Here is a 17,377-nt window from a genome sequence, read left to right as displayed (position 1 = left end):
TACTGATCGTTGCCACTGTAACTGCTCTTCTTCTTCGTCTCTCTGTGATTGTGTTATATTATCACTTGATTTACTCTCAGCCATATCCATTCCTCCGTTTTTCCACTTTGTATAATTCAATTAACTCGTGATGTTGGTTTAATTTTGCATCTAAAAGCTGACTGATCTCAATTACCATTGGATCAACCATATTTCCAGCGCGGTCCTTTGCCATATACATCAAATTTCGCAAATTCAAGATTTCCTTACTAACCATTTCTAGATCATCTTTTTTTTGTAAACCCAAATCACAGTCCCCCTTTACACTTTTTTTAGTGGAGTGATTCGATAACTGGCTGGCTTGTTTTCTCTCAAATTTAGCCCCTATAGCTTTGCGACGTCACCTTTCGATGAGTTTGCCTTTTCGTACAAAACATGTAATTTAGAGTTGACCACAGATGAATAAGAAGAAGGTTAATTTGATTATACAGAATAATCAGAAATTTAACAACAATAAATTGGAAGTTTCGACAATAAATCCCAGTTAAACTATGTGAACATTAGATTAAAAATAGGGAACAGGTCAAACCATGTTCCTTTATATGACTACAAATATTATTAGCTTAACAAGAAATTATCAATTGTTTTTACAAAGAACTGTAAATGGCTTAATCATATTGCTTTCAATAGTTTATTTTCTACCACATAATGGGAATAATTAGTTATAAAAATGAGGTGTGATTCTTATGAAGGTTATCAAAAATCAGGGTATTGAATTTGGTATTCAAAAAGACGGTAATCAATATAAAGTGACAAAGACAATTAAGAAATTTAATAATCATCAGGATGCTCAGGATGCAATGCTCGATTTACTAAGAGGTAGAAAGACAGAAGATGAAATCATTAGTGGTAAAAGAAAAATCGATCCAAATCTTCATTAAAATAAATGGCCCAGTTCTTGGTGAACTGAACCTTTTTTGATTACTAACTAGGTAACAAATAAAACAACACACAGAAAAAAATGCTAGCCGTTCCTGCTATTACAAATAAATGCCATACAGCGTGATGATAAGTAAACCCTCGCCATACATAAAATACAGAGCCTAGTGTATAACAAAGACCACCTACCACTAGTAGAGTAATTGCATTGCTATCTAAATTTTCTGTAATTCTATTCCAGCCGATCACAATCATCCAGCCCATTACAACATAGAGAGCCGTTGAAGTGAATAGATATTTTTTCACGAAAAATGATTTAAATACGGTTCCCCCAATTGCCAATCCCCATATAATTCCGAACATCGTCCAACCTAAAGCACCTTGTATAACAACAAATGTAAAAGGGGTATATGTACCGGCAATAAACAGGTAGATAGACGAGTGATCAAATATTTCAAATAAATCCTTTGCTTTCCCTTGAGGTAGGGCGTGAACCATGGTAGACGATATAAATAAAATCACCATCGTTGAGCCATAAATTGTGAAACCAACAATATGCCAAGCTGTACCGTCTATCGAAGCAGAAACGATCAGTACAACTAACGCTGCAATACTTAACAATGCACCTATTCCGTGTGTAATCGCATTTGCTATTTCCTCACCTTTTGAAAAAATATGTGTTTGCGCCAAGTGGATCATCCCTTACTAAATAGACTAACTTTATATACTATATCATTTGTAGGAATAGTTTTTAATAGTTAGTACTTTAAATTGAGTCAAAAGTTCCAATTCCAACTATGTCTTGACCTTAATCAGGTTTTATCCTCAGAAAAAACGGGTAGTCAAAGCATTTGTCAGAACATACGGATTTATCAGATAATTGGAGACTAATAATAAATAGGGATTCCAACTAATATTTTCCGCATAAAAAACAAATTAAATTTTGATCATATCAACCACCGAAAAAAGCTAGTTCAACAATATTTATCTCGCTTATCCTTAGAAAATAATCACATCTTAATTATTAAAAATGCATCTCCCATTTTTAAAGGAAATGCATTTTTAATTAGATAAGATAAAGCATCTAAGCACTTTTATTTTCTGTTAACTGCATAGTTGTAATGCACGTGTTGTCATTCTCAAATGTTGAAAAATCCGACTTTGAAGTTTTCCCTTCATGTGCAAACGTTATCTGATATTCTTTGTCACGTGGTAGCCATAAATCAATAAATCCGTTAGATTGGGATTTCATTGTTTGATCCAATACCACATTGCCTTCCATATCTTCAATGTACACACTAAACTCTTTATCGATCATTTCTCCTTGGCAACCAGTCAAACTATGAGTAGCGCAAGGGTGCGTCTTGTCGACATAAGGTGCAATGGAAACAAAAAACTCGTCTTCAGGTAAGTCATAGATAGATTCACTATCGTCAGTATCGGTCACGATAAGTTCTTGAGATGTGATGGAAGCGGATTGATTCTCTATGCTACCTAAACTATAATCACTCACCAACTGTTTAATATTTCTTGAATCTACTGTTGTTGGTCCATCCTTTTCGACGTTCACGGTAAACAAATACGCTCCTAGTAAAACGACAACTATTCCAATAGTAACAATGATTTTTCTATTCACCTTAGCTTATCCTCCTGCATTTTTCTTCTATTAGAAATACTTTTTTCTTAACTTTTATATTTTTCAGCCTTTAAACAATCTTTATTATAAATGATTAGTTATTTATATTAAAGATGCTACCTAATCATTTTCATTAAACATATCTAAATTGTGAATTTTTATTGTCCATAAAAGTGTTGGGGATGCTTTGAAACTATGCTACTCCATTCGTTTTTCGTGATTCTTCCCATACTAATGTCGTTATTAGCATTGAAATCCTCACGTAACTCTAGGTTTAAAATTTCCACTCTTTAAAACACTTCACATATTCCTACTTTAATTACAGATTAGTTAAGCCTCAAAAGTTAAACAAGAGGATAACCCTTTTAGGAAGTATCCTCTTGTTTTTTGGACTTTTTTAAATTAGATGAAATCAATTCTGCTATTACCACGTATCGTTGTGGGGCATTACCAATATAGTAAAACGGATAACATGTAGTTACAGTTAACGTAGCTCTTGGCTTAGGTACAATCACTGTTAGGTCATCTTCATCTACAATACGAACTTTTCTTATTTTATAGAGAAAGTCCCCTATGTCATTCGAGACAATAAGTTCATCTCTTTCAACCAACTTGCCCAGTTGGCGAAATACGGTATCCCGGTGACCAGATAGTACCATATTATTCTTTTCCCCTGGAAGAGCACTTTTGGCAAAATGTCCTACACCTCGTTTTAGTTGGTCAGGATTTGTTCCATGAAATATTGGTAGAGAAACACCCAACTTTGGAATCGAAAGAGTACCCATACTCTCCCCTTTCTTGGGTGATGCTTGATCTAACCTGAAATCTCTTTTATGAAGAATACTGTGATCTTTAAATTCATTTAGAAATACCTTTTGGCTCTTTACCGCTTCAACACCAATTAGGTAACTGTGCAGATTCGACCCCAATACTAGTAAACCAATTGTTATAAGAAAAATCGCAGTGTATTTTCTCATCGGACATTGCCCCTAAGTTGTTTTTCTTTTTCTTAGGAGAACAAAGCCACCGAAAACGATTAACAAACCAATAAGTGAACTCAATAAATATGGTGATGCCGTGTCTGGTAACTTTTCTTGATGTAATTCGGTTGTTAGTTCGCCAGCCATATCACCAATACCAAGGAAGTTGTCACCCACATTAAGGATATAGTTCGTTCCTAACATCTCCGGAGTTATCTGCATATCTGACAAGAACGTCCTTTGATTATTATAGAGTTCAATCAACAGGGAATAGCCATCCATTGTATCGCGTCGAATAAGGTCACTGTATGAGATTGGAATTTGTTCTTCCCCTTTTACCATATAAAAGTCCGGGTTTAACTGTATGATATTAAGGGTCTCTTCAAATATAGAAATCAAGTCATTCTCCTGAGCCTCTGTAAGCTCTTGCGTATTCTCAATATCCATATATGGTAATATTCTATCTTCCAAACTCTCCATTCTTTGCTCAAGGTTCTCTTGATCTAATCCCATTAAGTGGGTAAATAATGCATCAATTTCATCCTCTGTTAATCCAATATCAGCTAGCATGGTGTCTAGCTCATTTAATTCAGATTCATGGTCTCCATAAAATAAAATGGCAATTTCAAGATCTTCAATAAAGATATAATCTTCTTGTGTCTCACCAAACTCTGCTAACAGTTCATCTAATTCTGCTTCAGTCAGGTCATAGGTTGCTAACATCTCAATTAGATTTCCCTCTGTAATTCTTGTTCCAGTTGCATCTCGAAGTTCCTCTATCGTCGAAAATTCATCTAGCGTCCATTCATAGAATGCTAAATATTCCTCTAGTTCTACTTGTGTCATGTCAATTTCTTCTAAAAAAGAATCTAACTGGTCCTGAGGGGGTGTAGCATATGTAGACTTCTCATAAGTAAACAACGTAATAAACAATGCCAAAAATATAACTACAACTTTTTTCATTTTTCAACCTCCACTTTTTTTATAGTTTTTGGTATTGGAGGTAGATTATACATACATATATTAATTGGGTTTCTTTAAATATGAAAAAGAAAATATTAGGCAAGGCGGCTCTTTCACTTGGCTTTAGCCAAGGGCACAATCAAAAGAGGTTAGAAAATTTTTAAGTCCTATCACGGGGCAGGACTTGCTTCTGTAATGCGCCTGGATCTTGTTACAACTTATGGAAGGATTATATTAAAAAATTTAACGATTACAAAAATTGGTTTGATTTAATGACTAAGAATAAGTGTCTTGAGCAACCACCACTTGCCCCAAATCGAAAAAAGGTTGCAACAATAAGTAAATTACTATGATCCACTTCCGCATAAGTAATTGAAATGAACTTATATAGTCCGGTTTTTGAAAGATAAATTGTGCCAAAACCTTCATTAATCAATGAATATGATTTCTTACCTTGTTTTTTTTTATAGATTAGTCGGACAAAGGATAACCACAATTCCAAATTCATATAGAGCAAAGCGATGTGCAAAAAAATCCCCACACTTTATCGCAGGGGAAATTGTATTAAACCTTATTTTAAACCAATATTTACTCATTAAATCGTACTTCACCAGGAACCACAACTCTATAAGGTATTAGAATCTCTTTTCCGTTTGCCATCATAACCTTAACTTTCATATTAATAGTTCCTGAAGCATGAAGTAGATTTCCCGTTAGCTTATATGTATTTTCATTCACTCTAAATGCGTTATTCTCAATTCTCCAGTTTGGTGGCATGCTCAGTTCAACTTTAACATTAGTGATTTTAAGGTTATTTTCAAATTTTAAAGTAATGGTGTTTAATCCCATCTCCAATGGGCTTATTTTTACATTTAAATCTAACTCCTGTTTTGTTGTTTCTCTATACACTCCTTGTTCAGCTGCACTAGGATTTGCCGCAACTAAACTTGCAGCTAGGAAGAGGATGATCATACCATAAATTATTTCCGTTCTTACTCTTTTAAAGAAAGAGTGAGTATATTCTGAACTCATTTTTTTAATAGCTTTTCGTTGAAAAAACCCTAAGGTAACAATAACTAAAAACATCAGTATTTTTATTAATAAAGATCTTCCCCATTCACTTTCAATCAAGCTTTGGAAAGAATAAGAGGGGAGGAATTCAACAGTCATCCAAGTCCCAGAGAAAACAATGAGCAAAACACTCACAAAAGCCCATCTAGAGAATGAAGGCCCGATACTTTTAAACCATTGCTTAGAATCTTGAAATTTAGGTTTTGCAATTAATGCAACTAGACCACCCATCCAAATACCTACAGCTAAGACATGAATTGCAGCTATAATCATAGTAAGATAACCACCATAACGCGGATAAGAAGCATGGCCGATTATAAATGGCCAAAGAATCAGTGCTAAACCAAACAACAATGGACGTATTTTTTTAATTCCAATACCTATCGACACAAGTAAAAGTTGTACAAGCGGTATCCAAACGAATTTAATGGATACAAAGTTTTTGGCAGATAGCCCAGATAAATCTTGCCTGTGGTCGATAATTAGCAATATAGTTCCTATCAAACTCAACAGGGAAAACAACCCAAGTAATCTGTACCTTTGAGGCTTTTTCATATGTTTCTTAAGGATAATGAAGTCAAACCAAGCCACTCCAAATATTACAGAATAACCAATAAATGTGAACCAATAGGCCACTTGTTTAAGACCCAGCGAAAAATCGAAGGTACTTGTATCAATTGCTTGTCTATTATTTCCAATTGGTGTCATTGATGAAAACTCATCAACGGCAAAATAAAATACCCCTACACGATCACTCTGTATGGGAGTAGTGCTCTGGGTAATAGGTGAAGCATACCAAGTAATTTGATGAGTTCCTGAAGAAAGCCTTTCAGTGAGTGGAATTACAATATGCTTTGGATTTTCTGAATCAATCACAGGTAATTCTGTGGTAACAGGTCGGTAATTATCATCGAAAATCCCAAATGCCGTCACCTCAGCAGGTTGATTAAACCATAACTCTATTTGCTTAGGAGATTCCTGAAGTATTTTTCCATCTGAGATATTTGATTTTTCTAATGTTAATTCTTCAATTTCTGCTTGTTCTGATTTGTTTATCGAAAAACTAAATTCCTCTTCTATTACAAATCCATCTTGAGCAACAACGTTTATTTTCACTTTATATTTACCTGGAGCCAATTCCTGACCCAGCCTTGAAATGACATGCCCTGCATCATTGGGGTCTAGCTGAGTCTTTCCTGTGGGCAATTCGTTCCCATTTATACCCAATACTTTAATTGAATCCGCATGAATGACAACCGGGTCCTGAAACCAAATTTCTATTGTTGATGGTGACTTATCTAAGGTTGTATTACCTCGAGGAGATGTTTCCTTCATAGAGGAATGTGCTACGGCTATGGTACTAGACAAAATTACAACAGAAATCAGTATGGTTAGAAATGCCAGCATCATTGTGATTGTTTTTAGATTTTTTCGAATCATAACGTATTACCCCTTTGTTCCAATATGAAAGTAATATCTACTATTAATACACTTTGTATCAACATTGAGTCCTCAAGAGTTTCACTTGTTTTTTCTCCTCTTAATAAACACAATATATGCAAACACCATGATCACGATTGGCAATCCTAGCCAGAAACAAAGCTCAATAAATGTTTTAAGATAACTCCCCATTGATTCAGTCCCCAACATCGTTGTTGCAGAAACTGTTAAACAAGATAAACCGATAATAATCAACAAGCTTGCTAGCAACCATTCTATTTTGTTCATGTTTCCTCCTTACTCGCAACCGGAAATCTTAGTTCAAATCTCGTCCCTTTGCCTAACTCGCTACTCACCGTAATTGATCCATTTTGCAGTTCTATTAAGTTTTTTACAATAGCCAATCCCAATCCCGTTCCTCCAAGTTCCCTTGATCGTGATTTTTCAACACGATGGAATCGCTCAAAAATGAGAGGAAGATCTTCTTTAGGGATTCCAATTCCTGTATCCTCAATACTTACCCACATTCTTTTCTCTTCCGACCATGCTCGAACAGTAATTGATCCTCTTTCTGTATATCGAACTGCATTGCCTAATAAATTTGTGAATATTTGTTCCAAGCGGACAGAATCGGCTTTGATGAAAGGGATATTCCCTTCTATGTCTTTATTCAAAGCTAGTTCTTTGTTTTCAACCTCCATACTGACTTTTAACAAGGCTGTTTCCAATACCTCTGTGAGGTTGATGGCTTTCATTTGGAGGTCTATTTTTCCTTCTTCCATTTTTGATAAATCAAATAGATCATCAATTAATCGAACCATACGTTCCGATTCACCCTCAAGAATAGTTAAATACTGAATTCTTTCATTGTCAGAACGATAAAGGCCCTCTTTTAGAACTTGAGTGTATCCCTTTAAATACGATATTGGAGTACGTAATTCATGAGATATATTAGCAAAAAATTCTCTTCGGTTGGAACGGTACCTATTTGTTTCTACTGCGAGATCATTTATTGCTCTTCCTAAAGAACCTACCTCATCATCTGATCGAATATTCACACGAATATCTAGATTCCCCTTCGCTATTTCTCGTGTTGCTTGTTCCATTTCCAACAGTGGGTCTGACATTTTTTTTGATAGAACAAAAGTAAAGCCTAATGCCAAAAATAATGCACCTACTGCCGAAAGAATTAGCAAATCTTGAACCTTTTCAACAGGCTCTTCAACGTCACTTACCGAAGCCAATACAAAAAAGCCTCCCACAAATGTATCCGATTGGATAATTGGATAACCTGACCCTAGATAGCTACTTTCTGTTCTTGAATCATCGAACCTTTTTTGAACTGGTTCGCCTTCTGATAATTGACTGATATCCTGATTAGATAGATTGGTAATCCGGACACCAGAATCTGCTACGACATTTCCAATCGCATCGGTAATATATATTTCTTTATTAGTTAAATCCGCTAGAGTTTTAAACATATTGACAATTGATTCATCATCAAGCGAAATTATTGTATTAGCATATTTTTGAGCAAGTTCTTCTATCTCTTCTTGAACTTGGCTATAATAAAAATTTGTAAAAATTTGATTAGCTACAAACCCTAACGGAAGTAGTACGACTAAAAACAACACCATAATGGTGCCACCAAGCTTAAGAACAATTTTGTTCATCTTAAGCACGACCCTCTGAAGTATTAAATTTATACCCGACGCCCCATACGGTTTGAATTGGAATAAAGGATAAGCCACCTTGTCGAAGTTTTTCTCGTATGTTTTTAACATGTGTATCAACTGCGCGGACATCACGAAGCTCAGTTGAATTCCAAATGTTGTCTAGTAAAATGTCTCTAGTAAATACTATTTTTGGTTGACTTGCTATTAAATTGAGAATATCAAATTCCTTTGGTGTAAATTCAATTACTTGTTTGTTTACCCTTACTTCTCTACTTTCACTATTAATCGACAAACCCTCACTAAAAAGAGGACTATTCGTATCTTCAACCACTATCTTGTTTCGTCTTAATAATGCTTTGACCCGTGCGACTAACTCTTCCGGTTCAAATGGTTTGACTAAATAGTCATCAGCACCAATTTCTAAACCATAAACTTTATCTTTCAGGTCATTTCGTGCGGTTAGCATCAAGATAGGTAGTTGTTTCGTCTGTCTAATAGTTTCACAAACATTCCATCCATCAATATCGGGTAGCATAATGTCTAGAATCATTACATCATAGGAAGTTTGAAGAGCCATTCGAATTGCCTCTTTACCATCCTTAGCCTCATCCAATTGAAAGTTCTCTTTAGATAAATAAATTTTAAGCAAATTCCTCATGTTCCATTCATCATCAACAATTAAAATCCTACTATTCATCATAAGCCCTCATTCTGACAAGTTTCAATTTAATCTATAGTTAAAAATATTCATGCTTGCACACGAACCCTATAGTGAAATCTTAACTAAGTCAATTCTTTGCTATAGGGACATTAGAGTTGCACTGGTTATTTAGCAACACCATCATCTACGCTAAGACTCCACGTCTTTCCACCATCGTTAGAAAAGTAAATATCTCTCTTATCAGTGGAGAATACTAGTTCTTCTTTATTTATAGGGTTTTGTTTCACGAAACGAATAAAATCTTCATCCAAATTTGGAATAGTTAGTTGACTTACTTCATTTGTTGATATATTTATTTGGTAAAGATTTCTGTTCGTCTGTGTTCCAACAAGTAAGTTGCTTTCATGTCCAAACGATACTGCCGACACGGCTTCTTCGAGAGATAATTTTTCAAAGTTATTTCCGTAATCGGTGGATAAGAAAACTCCTTCAACTGTTCCTAATACTACAGTTCCTTTTTCTGTTGGATGAGCTGCTAGAGAAGTGGCTTGCCCTTCTATCCCATTTAACGCGGCTTGGTTCCAGGTCTTTGTTTCATCAGTGGAATAATAAAATCCTGGTTGTTCCATTCGTGAATTTTCTGATGGGTTAAACACATAAATATCTTTTGTTTCATAACCTACAGTCATCCAATGGAAATCGATTTCTTCATATAAATCAAGAATCTCGATAGTTTCACCACTGTCTGTACTTTTAACAATACCTAGAGGGTCAGCTAAGTCTGAATTTGGGGCTGGATGTCCACTACTATAGAATCCATTTTTGTACATTGAAAAACCCATATAATCATGTTTTTCACCAACTGTATGGGTGGTCCATGAACCATGTGTGTAGACTTTTAATCCATCATGTGACGGGACATATAGTTCTTCTCCGTCACTGGTATATCCAAGTCCATGAATGTGTTGGAATGATATTTGCTTTTCCTCTATATTGTCACTGTCTACATTCACCATGATGATAAAGAAAATACTTAATACGCCAGTTAGAATAGTGATCCATTTATAAATGTTACTTCTTTTTAATAAAGATTTATGATTTTGTCGATCTGCTTGATTTTTTAAACTTAAGTTTCCAACTTTTCTTTTAGCTAATACATACAACGCAAGAAAAATAATTAGTAAAATCAATGATATTGCTAATCCATAACTCCAATAATTGATTGTTGCTTCACTAGCATGTTCCTCTTCACCGTGAGCAAATACATCTAGTGGAAAGAATAGGATGAAACTTGTAAGTAAAGATAAGGATGTTTTTTTCATGATATATAGTTACACTCCTAAATAGTTTTATAATAATACTTATTTTTTTATTTAATTTATCTATCTGTATACTTCGACTTAAGTGACAAACTAAAAGCCAGTGAAGCCATTAAAAAAACTGTTAGATACAATTGATATTAGTTTCGTCATCCAATCAAAATACAAAAAGATTCCCATAATAATCATCGTGACTCCCCCAATTTTCATAATAAGCCGATTATACTTTTTTATCCACTTCATTTTCCCAATGTAAAAAGACATCAAAAAGAAGGGAAGAGAAAATCCAAACACATAGGCAAGCATATATAGCAAGGCTTGATCAGGATTTGAAACACCTAAGGCAATAACGCCAGCTAGTATTGGACCTGTGCATGGTGTCCATCCTGCTGCAAATGCAAATCCAATGACACTAGATCCTAGATAACCTGTTGGTCTATCTTTAATCAACATTCTCTTTTCTTTCATCATAACGGCTGGTTTGAATACACCTAGTATTACTAACCCTAATAATACTATTAATATAGCTCCTAGTTGCCTTACTAAATCTCCATAAGAAGTGAATATTCCACCCAATAAGGACGTAGAGAATCCTAATGCTATAAAAATAATTGAAAATCCAATTAGAAAAAAAGTAGTGTGTAATAGTGCCCGTTTTCGGAGTATTCCTTTTTCATTTTGCAACTCATCCACTGACACGCCCGTTATATAGGACAAGAATGCTGGATATAAAGGCAAACAACAAGGTGATATAAAAGAAAGTACTCCTGCAGTAAAGGCTAATATAAAATTAACTTCTTCCATCTTATCCCTCAATTAAATTATTTTATCGTAATTAAGTGTTTCATTTTGTATAAATCTATAACCAGCCAATACTACCAATACGTAAGAGTGTCGAATAGACCGAGTATAATCAACACCCAGCCGGCGCCCCGTTGAATTACCAAGCCAATCTTTCTTCCTTGTTTCATTATTTTTCCACCTAATTCAAAATACCATAATAAAAATATCGCTAATAGGAGTGGAATCGATGTTCCTATTCCAAAGACTAACGGTAATACTGCTCCATATGATGAAGACAATACTATAGGCATTAAAGTCACGAAAAATAAAATAAACATCGTAGGACAGAAAGCTAACGTGAAGCTTACCCCCATTAAGAAACTACCAAGTTTACTATCTTTTAGATACCGATCTGGAATTTTCCAAATAGTCGTAACCCAACGGATTTTTAGCAGCCCAATCATAAATAAACCTATTAGTATTAACAGCGGGCCCATTGCCTTTCTGATTGGCGGAATCACTTGTGTGAAATTCGCATGAAACTCCTTACCAAGGATCCATACAATCAAACCTAAAATTGAAAAAACAACAAGTTTACCTAGTATAAAAATAATTATATGAGTCCATGGTATCTTCTTTTGCAGAGAACGGTTTCCGTAGATGGTTATTGCACCGATATTTCCGGTAAATTGACAAGGGGCTACAGCACCAACGATTCCCAGTAAAAAAGCTGATAGAAGCGGAATGCCCTCCCATTGATTGGCTAACGTAAAAAAGGGATCACTTAGTAGATTACTAATATTACTGAAGAATTGGTACATAGAATGCCTCCTTTTATTCTATCGCGTGTTTTCCAAAGGAAGTCACTTACTTTAGCGGAAACTACATTTTAACATTTAATTGTGAGGAATTTGTGAGGATTACAGTTTTGTTTTGAAAAATTACTCGACAATATTAAGGTCAAAAAAAACGGGGCAGTATTACTGCCCCGTTTTTAGTTCCATCGATTTAGTTCTGTACTCTGAAAAATAGAGGATAGGAAAAACAATAGTATAATTAGCTATTCCAGTTTATATTGTAGTCACTTTTTGAAAAGTTTCTAAAGTAAAAAGGATTAGTCATGTATTTACTTTATCGAACTACCCACTTAACCATCCTTGTGGACTATTTAAGTGAGGGTTTTTCACCCCAAAAGTTACTAATCCCTCTTCAAAATAAGGAGATTACACTACTAACCAAAGCTATCAAACAAGGTTATTGTTTCTCATTAGTTGATTTACTTTCATCTTCGTCTCGTCCATTTTTCCATTCAACAAACTTATCAAGATCCTCTTTGACTTTCTTAAGTGTAAATGCGACAACGGCAGCATCATCCACAAAACCTAAGCCCGCTATAAAATCAGGAACTGCATCTGCTGGCATCACAAAATAGACAATAGCAGCAACTATTAAAATTAGTGATCCATAAGGAATATTCTTATAGTCCCCCTTGATGTATGACTTTACAAGTTCCACCATAGTTTTTAGACTATCCCATGTTTCCTGCACAAAACCTTTTTTATCTTCTTTTTTCTGGGCTTTTTCTTCTGCATTATTAATTAAATCTTGTAATTTGTCTTTATCATTTAAATACTCTTTTGCTTTATTGGTGGCTTCTTCGTTTTTTTCTTTCAGCTTATCTTCAACATCAGGCTTTTGCACATCTTCTTTTGGTATATCTAAATTGCTATCTTGATTTTTACGTTTCTTAAACACTTGTTAACATCCCCTTTACAGTAGTAGTGTCAAGAATTTTATTTAGTCTATAGTTAGTAATTTTATTATCAGTTTATCAAATAAAGTAAGAAAGTGTATATCCAAATAAGGTTATGATGTATGACAAAGGACCCTGTCTCTCCCCAGTATTTGACTATACTCTCCTCTTTTGAAATACCTCTTTTCCATTCTTAAAGAGAGTAAGGATAAGTGAAAGGAAGGGAGAGAAATTTGGTTTAGTTGATTTCCCTCTAGCTATCCGCCCTAATTGTTGACTATACCAGGTTAGTTCCATTAATGCTTTGTCGTCTATAAAGGAAAACCCCGTCTTAATTGTCTTTATAGAAAGATCCGAAGCATTGTTTAGCAGTAAATTGTTAGCATAATCTGGATAAAGAGCCATTGGTCTAGCTAACCCGATGAAGTCGGTTGCTCCTGTTTGTAGCGCCTCGTTCATAGCTGAAGGAGTTCGAAAACCTCCTGTCAATACGAGAGGAATATCTGCTTTCTCTTTTAGTTTTTCTGCATATTCTAAGAAGTAAGCTTCACGTTTAACAGTTGAAGGTTTAGCGTCTTTTCCAAACAAGGCCGCCCTTTCATAAGTACCACCAGAAATTTCTATAAGGTCGATGCCGAGCCTGTCTAGTTCCGAGATTACAAACTGAGAGTCTTCTTCAGAAAAACCAGCTTTCATGAAATCAGAACTATTTATTTTAACCCCAACTGCGAAATTATCCCCAACTTTTGTACGGATGGCATGGTAGATTTCTGCTAAAAATTTAAAGCGGTTTTCAATTGAGCCTCCCCATTCATCTTCTCTCTGATTATGCCTTGGTGAAAGAAACTGGCTGATTAAGTATCCATGCGCAGCGTGAATTTGAACTCCTGAAAAGCCTGCCAATTTTGCAAGCTCAGCCGTATTAGCAAAACGTTGAATAATCCCTCTAATTTCTTCGATGGAAAGAGCACGACTTTTTGGGAAGAAACGCTGTAGATCTGGTTCAAATGGAATAGCGGAAGGAGCAACTGCTTCACCAACAACTCCTTTGAGAACTTGTTTTCCAGGATGGTTGATTTGCATCCATAAATGGGTATCATTCTTTCTACCTGCTTCCGCCCATTTTTTAAATAAATCAATGTTCTCATTATTTTCTAATACTATATTTCTTGTTTCCCCTAAAGCCTTGTGATCGACCATCACATTTCCTGTAATGACCAATCCCGCACCACCCTTTGCCCATTCTTCATAAAGCCTGAAAAGTTTAGGAGTTGGCAGATGGTTTTTTGAAGCCAAGGCTTCACTCATCGCCGATTTTACAATGCGATTTTTAAAGGTGATATTGTTATTTTTTAATGTGAAGGGATTTGATATTGTTATTCGATTCATAGTAGAAATCTCCTCTTTTTACTAGATACTAGTTTAATTTTGAGCAGGCATTAGGAACTTGTTTTGTGGGGTTAAATGGAATTAGAGAAGTCTAATCAGTTAATGTTTCACTCAGACTCCATAACCTTTTCGCAAGATTTTTATCATATGATTTCTTAGAAGATTTGATTTGTTTTTTACGGTAAAAGTAATGGCCAGTTACTCCAGCCACTTCATCAGCAGTCGCTAAGTAAATTGCTGTTTCTGCACCTTGTTCAGCCGTCTGAAAATATGGTTTTAATATCCGTGTAATAAATGTACCAAAACCAGTATTTCGATTAATGCCCATGTTGGTAGCCACAGCACCTGGATTCAAACAATTTACTGTCACACCCTTTTCTTTTAGTCTATCGGCTAATTCATATGTAAAAAGAATGTTTGCTAATTTTGACTGCCCATATGCTCTCCACAATCGATAGTTTTTTGTTAAATTTATATTTTCAAAATGTATCTTGCCAATTTTATGTGCACCGGAGGAGACATTTATAATTCTAGCAGGTGCGCTGGCAATAATCTGTTCAAGGAGAAGTTTTGTTAGAAGGAAATGGCCGAGATGATTCACGCCAAATTGAAGCTCAAAGCCATCAGATGTCTCATGTCGTCCAGGAAGAATCACACCTGCATTATTAACCAGTACATCAAGACGTTGGTAGCTATCTTTAAAAGTTGTACAAAAACTCCTAATGCTATCCTTAGAACCTAAATCACACTGCATTAAGACAACTGCTGAATTCCCACTCATTTCCTGTACTTCCTTCCTCGCTTCCTCTCCTCGTTCTCTATGTCTGCATACCATAACAACAGTTGCTCCAGTTTTGGCAATCGCAATTGACGTAGCCTTTCCCATCCCAGAATTTGCACCTGTAACAACAGCCACGCTGTCCTTATTCATACAACCTTCTCCTTTTTTAGTCCTTGTCACATAAACCTATCCATTAAATCTACCCATCAAGATAGTGTTATAGAAATTTCCATCAGAAAGAATTTTATCTCTTTTTAAAATACCTTCCACTTCAAATCCATTTTCTTCATAAAGCTTTATCGCTTGAATATTTGTCTCAAGAACTTTTAAAGTGATTTTCTTGATTCCATTTGAGTCAGCAAAATTTATGGATTCCTTTAATAGATTCTTTCCAATACCATTACCCCAATATTCTTTTAATACACAAATTCCAAATTCAATTTTATGAGACATTCTCTTCAGTTTATTTCCTTCACACCTTGAAAAACCTACTATTTTTTCATTAGCTTCTGCAACTAAAAATAGGTTGTTATGTATTTCTGAATCTTCTTTAATCAACTGTTTAAAACCCGATTCATCTATGTACGCCTCACCTTTTTCTCTATCTAAATTCTCCGTTTCGCCATCTACTTGTAATCTTACTTTTGATAAGTTTATGGCATCTTTTTCTACTGCAGATCGTACGATATAGCTTAAACCATTAACATAAAAATCTTTTTGTTTGATCCTCATTACATGTTCTTCCCCCCAGATATTTGCAAGCCATCATTTTCCTTTATTTCGTCAACAATCCAATGTAAGTTGCAAAAGTATCATTTTCAGCTTCAGACAAACAACCTATTAACATAGTAGTATAACTTTTTTTAATTTTAACATAAAGCATTAGTTACTTTCTGAGTATTAAGCTAATCGAAATTAGTATAAAAATCTAAACATTAATTCTGTATCGTTCTTAATCCATTTTCTTTTCATTTTTTAGACTTTCACCCTATTTTTATTTTTTTAAGCATAAGTCCAACCACCTTAAGCGATAAAACATACTATGTCGTAATGGAGGTGTTCTAATGAGTGCAGTAGCAGGCTATGCTGGTGGCGGTTTTGCTTTAATTGTAGTTCTGTTTATCCTATTAATCATTGTAGGATCATCAGGATATTTCACACCAACTTATTAATATTTTGAAAACAAAAAGCGGTGCAAGGTTTTACTTTGCACCGCTTTTTTGTTTTTCGATTGAGTTTCACACCTATAGAATTATCGAGGTGAAAATGTCCCTCATTTACTTAACTGAATTTCTTACTCCATTAAAGTTACAAACCTTAATAAGCAACATACGTTGTTACCATATATAAGATTAGGAGGTGATTGAATGGGTTACTTCAATGCTTACGAAGGCTATGGGAATAGTGGCTATGGTTATCCGATATCTTATTCATCTGGAAACTCTTTTATTTTAATCGTTGTTCTATTTATTTTACTAATTATTGTAGGGGCTATTATCTATTTGCAGTAGTTATGTTAGTAATTTTCAGAATAGAGACACTGCTGCATTTCATTTTGTTACTGGATCTTATTTAGAAGATTTTATTGGAGTAAAACTTCGATGTTAGTTGGTATAGGACAAAATCCAATCAAAAAAGGAAGGGATGCATCCCTTCCTTTCTTACTATCTTTTTTCATCATGTAAAGCAATTTATTCATCATCCTACAGATAATTTCACTTGAGATACCATTCTAGTTTTGCGTTGTACCCCATAGTGGGGGAGGTTCTTACTTCCTATCATCGTTAAACATAAGAATTATTCAAACTTTGTAGAACTAACTTGGAAACAAACTTAAGTTATTCGGTGGAAATAACTGTTTCATTTTGTTAATAGTCCTTCTTTAGTAGTCATATCCATAACCACTAGCCGCCAGGTACTTACTGCCTCTTATAAAAACTACTAGGAACAGAACCTCTACACCCAGTGTATGTTTTCTGATTAACTTTGTCTGGGCGCTTTCATTAC

The 17,377-nt window shown here is 34.9% G+C and carries 19 protein-coding genes, 1 pseudogene and 1 riboswitch; of the genes and pseudogenes, 4 read left to right on the top strand and 16 right to left on the bottom strand.

Annotated features, from left to right (window positions below; genetic code table 11):
- Positions 1–76 precede the first annotated feature (76 nt).
- A complete protein-coding gene (locus GH741_RS17670) occupies positions 77–286 on the bottom strand; it encodes a Spo0E family sporulation regulatory protein-aspartic acid phosphatase (protein ID WP_153738090.1) in 210 nt (69 codons plus the stop codon).
- 37 nt (positions 287–323) lie between these two features.
- A riboswitch (cyclic di-GMP riboswitch) is annotated at positions 324–410 on the bottom strand.
- 315 nt (positions 411–725) lie between these two features.
- Here GH741_RS17670 and GH741_RS17665 point away from each other — a divergent pair.
- Entirely contained in the window at positions 726–920 is a 195-nt protein-coding gene (locus GH741_RS17665; RefSeq protein WP_153738089.1) for a hypothetical protein, read from the top strand.
- Positions 921–963: 43 nt separating this feature from the next.
- Here GH741_RS17665 and trhA read toward each other — a convergent pair whose 3' ends face one another.
- The 4 genes from trhA to GH741_RS17645 all read right to left on the bottom strand — a co-directional run bounded on the left by trhA (position 964) and on the right by GH741_RS17645 (position 4,497).
- Complete coding sequence (gene trhA, locus GH741_RS17660; RefSeq protein WP_153738088.1) at positions 964–1,608, bottom strand: PAQR family membrane homeostasis protein TrhA; 645 nt, start codon at positions 1,606–1,608, stop codon at positions 964–966.
- 394 nt (positions 1,609–2,002) lie between these two features.
- Complete coding sequence (locus GH741_RS17655) at positions 2,003–2,554, bottom strand: CueP family metal-binding protein (protein WP_338079548.1); 552 nt, start codon at positions 2,552–2,554, stop codon at positions 2,003–2,005.
- Between the two features lie 365 nt (positions 2,555–2,919).
- Positions 2,920–3,531 carry a class D sortase gene (locus tag GH741_RS17650; RefSeq protein WP_153738087.1) on the bottom strand — a complete coding sequence of 204 codons (612 nt, stop codon included), beginning with the start codon at positions 3,529–3,531 and terminating at the stop codon, positions 2,920–2,922.
- Positions 3,532–3,543: 12 nt separating this feature from the next.
- The gene (locus GH741_RS17645; RefSeq protein ID WP_153738086.1) at positions 3,544–4,497 is read right to left on the bottom strand and encodes a processed acidic surface protein; all 954 of its coding nucleotides are present in this window, start codon (positions 4,495–4,497) and stop codon (positions 3,544–3,546) included.
- Between the two features lie 162 nt (positions 4,498–4,659).
- Between GH741_RS17645 and GH741_RS22000 the strand changes: the two are divergent.
- A pseudogene (locus GH741_RS22000) lies at positions 4,660–4,850 on the top strand (DUF3231 family protein); the annotation flags it as partial.
- A 235-nt stretch (positions 4,851–5,085) separates the two neighbouring features.
- Here GH741_RS22000 and GH741_RS17635 read toward each other — a convergent pair.
- From GH741_RS17635 to GH741_RS17585, 11 genes are all read right to left on the bottom strand, one after another.
- Positions 5,086–7,008, bottom strand: a complete 1,923-nt coding sequence (locus GH741_RS17635; protein ID WP_153738084.1) for a copper resistance protein CopC — start codon at positions 7,006–7,008, stop codon at positions 5,086–5,088.
- A gap of 81 nt (positions 7,009–7,089) precedes the next feature.
- Entirely contained in the window at positions 7,090–7,296 is a 207-nt protein-coding gene (locus GH741_RS17630) for a hypothetical protein (RefSeq protein WP_153738083.1), read from the bottom strand.
- Positions 7,293–8,681, bottom strand: coding sequence for a sensor histidine kinase (locus GH741_RS17625; protein ID WP_170287661.1), 1,389 nt, complete (start codon positions 8,679–8,681; stop codon positions 7,293–7,295). Before GH741_RS17625 ends, GH741_RS17630 begins: the two co-directional genes overlap by 4 nt.
- Before the next feature lies 1 nt (position 8,682).
- Complete coding sequence (locus tag GH741_RS17620) at positions 8,683–9,381, bottom strand: response regulator transcription factor (RefSeq protein WP_153738081.1); 699 nt, start codon at positions 9,379–9,381, stop codon at positions 8,683–8,685.
- 128 nt (positions 9,382–9,509) lie between these two features.
- Positions 9,510–10,667 carry a F510_1955 family glycosylhydrolase gene (locus GH741_RS17615; protein ID WP_153738080.1) on the bottom strand — a complete coding sequence of 386 codons (1,158 nt, stop codon included), beginning with the start codon at positions 10,665–10,667 and terminating at the stop codon, positions 9,510–9,512.
- A 90-nt stretch (positions 10,668–10,757) separates the two neighbouring features.
- Entirely contained in the window at positions 10,758–11,468 is a 711-nt protein-coding gene (locus tag GH741_RS17610) for a cytochrome c biogenesis protein CcdA (protein ID WP_153738079.1), read from the bottom strand.
- Between the two features lie 71 nt (positions 11,469–11,539).
- Positions 11,540–12,268: an urease accessory protein UreH domain-containing protein gene (locus GH741_RS17605; protein WP_153738078.1), complete on the bottom strand. Its 729-nt coding sequence runs from the start codon at positions 12,266–12,268 to the stop codon at positions 11,540–11,542.
- A gap of 433 nt (positions 12,269–12,701) precedes the next feature.
- A complete protein-coding gene (locus tag GH741_RS22330; protein WP_153738077.1) occupies positions 12,702–13,202 on the bottom strand; it encodes a DUF1232 domain-containing protein in 501 nt (166 codons plus the stop codon).
- A gap of 154 nt (positions 13,203–13,356) precedes the next feature.
- Positions 13,357–14,589, bottom strand: a complete 1,233-nt coding sequence (locus GH741_RS17595; RefSeq protein WP_153738076.1) for an NADH:flavin oxidoreductase/NADH oxidase family protein — start codon at positions 14,587–14,589, stop codon at positions 13,357–13,359.
- Positions 14,590–14,680: 91 nt separating this feature from the next.
- Positions 14,681–15,520: an SDR family oxidoreductase gene (locus tag GH741_RS17590; protein WP_153738075.1), complete on the bottom strand. Its 840-nt coding sequence runs from the start codon at positions 15,518–15,520 to the stop codon at positions 14,681–14,683.
- 36 nt (positions 15,521–15,556) lie between these two features.
- The gene (locus tag GH741_RS17585; protein WP_153738074.1) at positions 15,557–16,102 is read right to left on the bottom strand and encodes a GNAT family N-acetyltransferase; all 546 of its coding nucleotides are present in this window, start codon (positions 16,100–16,102) and stop codon (positions 15,557–15,559) included.
- A gap of 332 nt (positions 16,103–16,434) precedes the next feature.
- Here GH741_RS17585 and GH741_RS17580 point away from each other — a divergent pair, with 332 nt between their 5' ends.
- Both GH741_RS17580 and GH741_RS17575 read left to right on the top strand, forming a co-directional pair.
- On the top strand, positions 16,435–16,542 hold the full coding sequence (locus tag GH741_RS17580) for a YjcZ family sporulation protein (RefSeq protein WP_153738073.1): 108 nt from the start codon (positions 16,435–16,437) through the stop codon (positions 16,540–16,542).
- A gap of 195 nt (positions 16,543–16,737) precedes the next feature.
- Entirely contained in the window at positions 16,738–16,881 is a 144-nt protein-coding gene (locus GH741_RS17575; RefSeq protein ID WP_153738072.1) for a YjcZ family sporulation protein, read from the top strand.
- Positions 16,882–17,377 lie beyond the last annotated feature (496 nt).

It is taken from the genome of Aquibacillus halophilus, assembly GCF_009649745.1.
In the GTDB taxonomy this organism is placed as follows: domain Bacteria; phylum Bacillota; class Bacilli; order Bacillales; family Amphibacillaceae; genus Aquibacillus; species Aquibacillus halophilus.
The sequence above is the reverse complement of the archived record's forward strand: the minus strand, read 5'-3'. Positions and strand labels throughout refer to the sequence as shown.

Bases quoted from the DNA above. Each gene is read 5' to 3' on its own strand.
- GH741_RS17665 (WP_153738089.1), top strand. From the start codon at position 726: ATGAAGGTTATCAAAAATCAGGGTATTGAATTTGGTATTCAAAAAGAC.
- GH741_RS17575 (WP_153738072.1), top strand. From the start codon at position 16,738: ATGGGTTACTTCAATGCTTACGAAGGCTATGGGAATAGTGGCTATGGT.
- GH741_RS17580 (WP_153738073.1), top strand. From the start codon at position 16,435: ATGAGTGCAGTAGCAGGCTATGCTGGTGGCGGTTTTGCTTTAATTGTA.
- GH741_RS17625 (WP_170287661.1), bottom strand. From the start codon at position 8,681: ATGAACAAAATTGTTCTTAAGCTTGGTGGCACCATTATGGTGTTGTTT.
- GH741_RS17635 (WP_153738084.1), bottom strand. From the start codon at position 7,008: ATGATTCGAAAAAATCTAAAAACAATCACAATGATGCTGGCATTTCTA.
- GH741_RS17650 (WP_153738087.1), bottom strand. From the start codon at position 3,531: ATGAGAAAATACACTGCGATTTTTCTTATAACAATTGGTTTACTAGTA.
- GH741_RS17585 (WP_153738074.1), bottom strand. From the start codon at position 16,102: ATGAGGATCAAACAAAAAGATTTTTATGTTAATGGTTTAAGCTATATC.
- GH741_RS17620 (WP_153738081.1), bottom strand. From the start codon at position 9,381: ATGAATAGTAGGATTTTAATTGTTGATGATGAATGGAACATGAGGAAT.
- GH741_RS17630 (WP_153738083.1), bottom strand. From the start codon at position 7,296: ATGAACAAAATAGAATGGTTGCTAGCAAGCTTGTTGATTATTATCGGT.
- GH741_RS17615 (WP_153738080.1), bottom strand. From the start codon at position 10,667: ATGAAAAAAACATCCTTATCTTTACTTACAAGTTTCATCCTATTCTTT.
- GH741_RS17590 (WP_153738075.1), bottom strand. From the start codon at position 15,520: ATGAATAAGGACAGCGTGGCTGTTGTTACAGGTGCAAATTCTGGGATG.
- GH741_RS17605 (WP_153738078.1), bottom strand. From the start codon at position 12,268: ATGTACCAATTCTTCAGTAATATTAGTAATCTACTAAGTGATCCCTTT.
- GH741_RS17610 (WP_153738079.1), bottom strand. From the start codon at position 11,468: ATGGAAGAAGTTAATTTTATATTAGCCTTTACTGCAGGAGTACTTTCT.
- GH741_RS17645 (WP_153738086.1), bottom strand. From the start codon at position 4,497: ATGAAAAAAGTTGTAGTTATATTTTTGGCATTGTTTATTACGTTGTTT.
- GH741_RS17595 (WP_153738076.1), bottom strand. From the start codon at position 14,589: ATGAATCGAATAACAATATCAAATCCCTTCACATTAAAAAATAACAAT.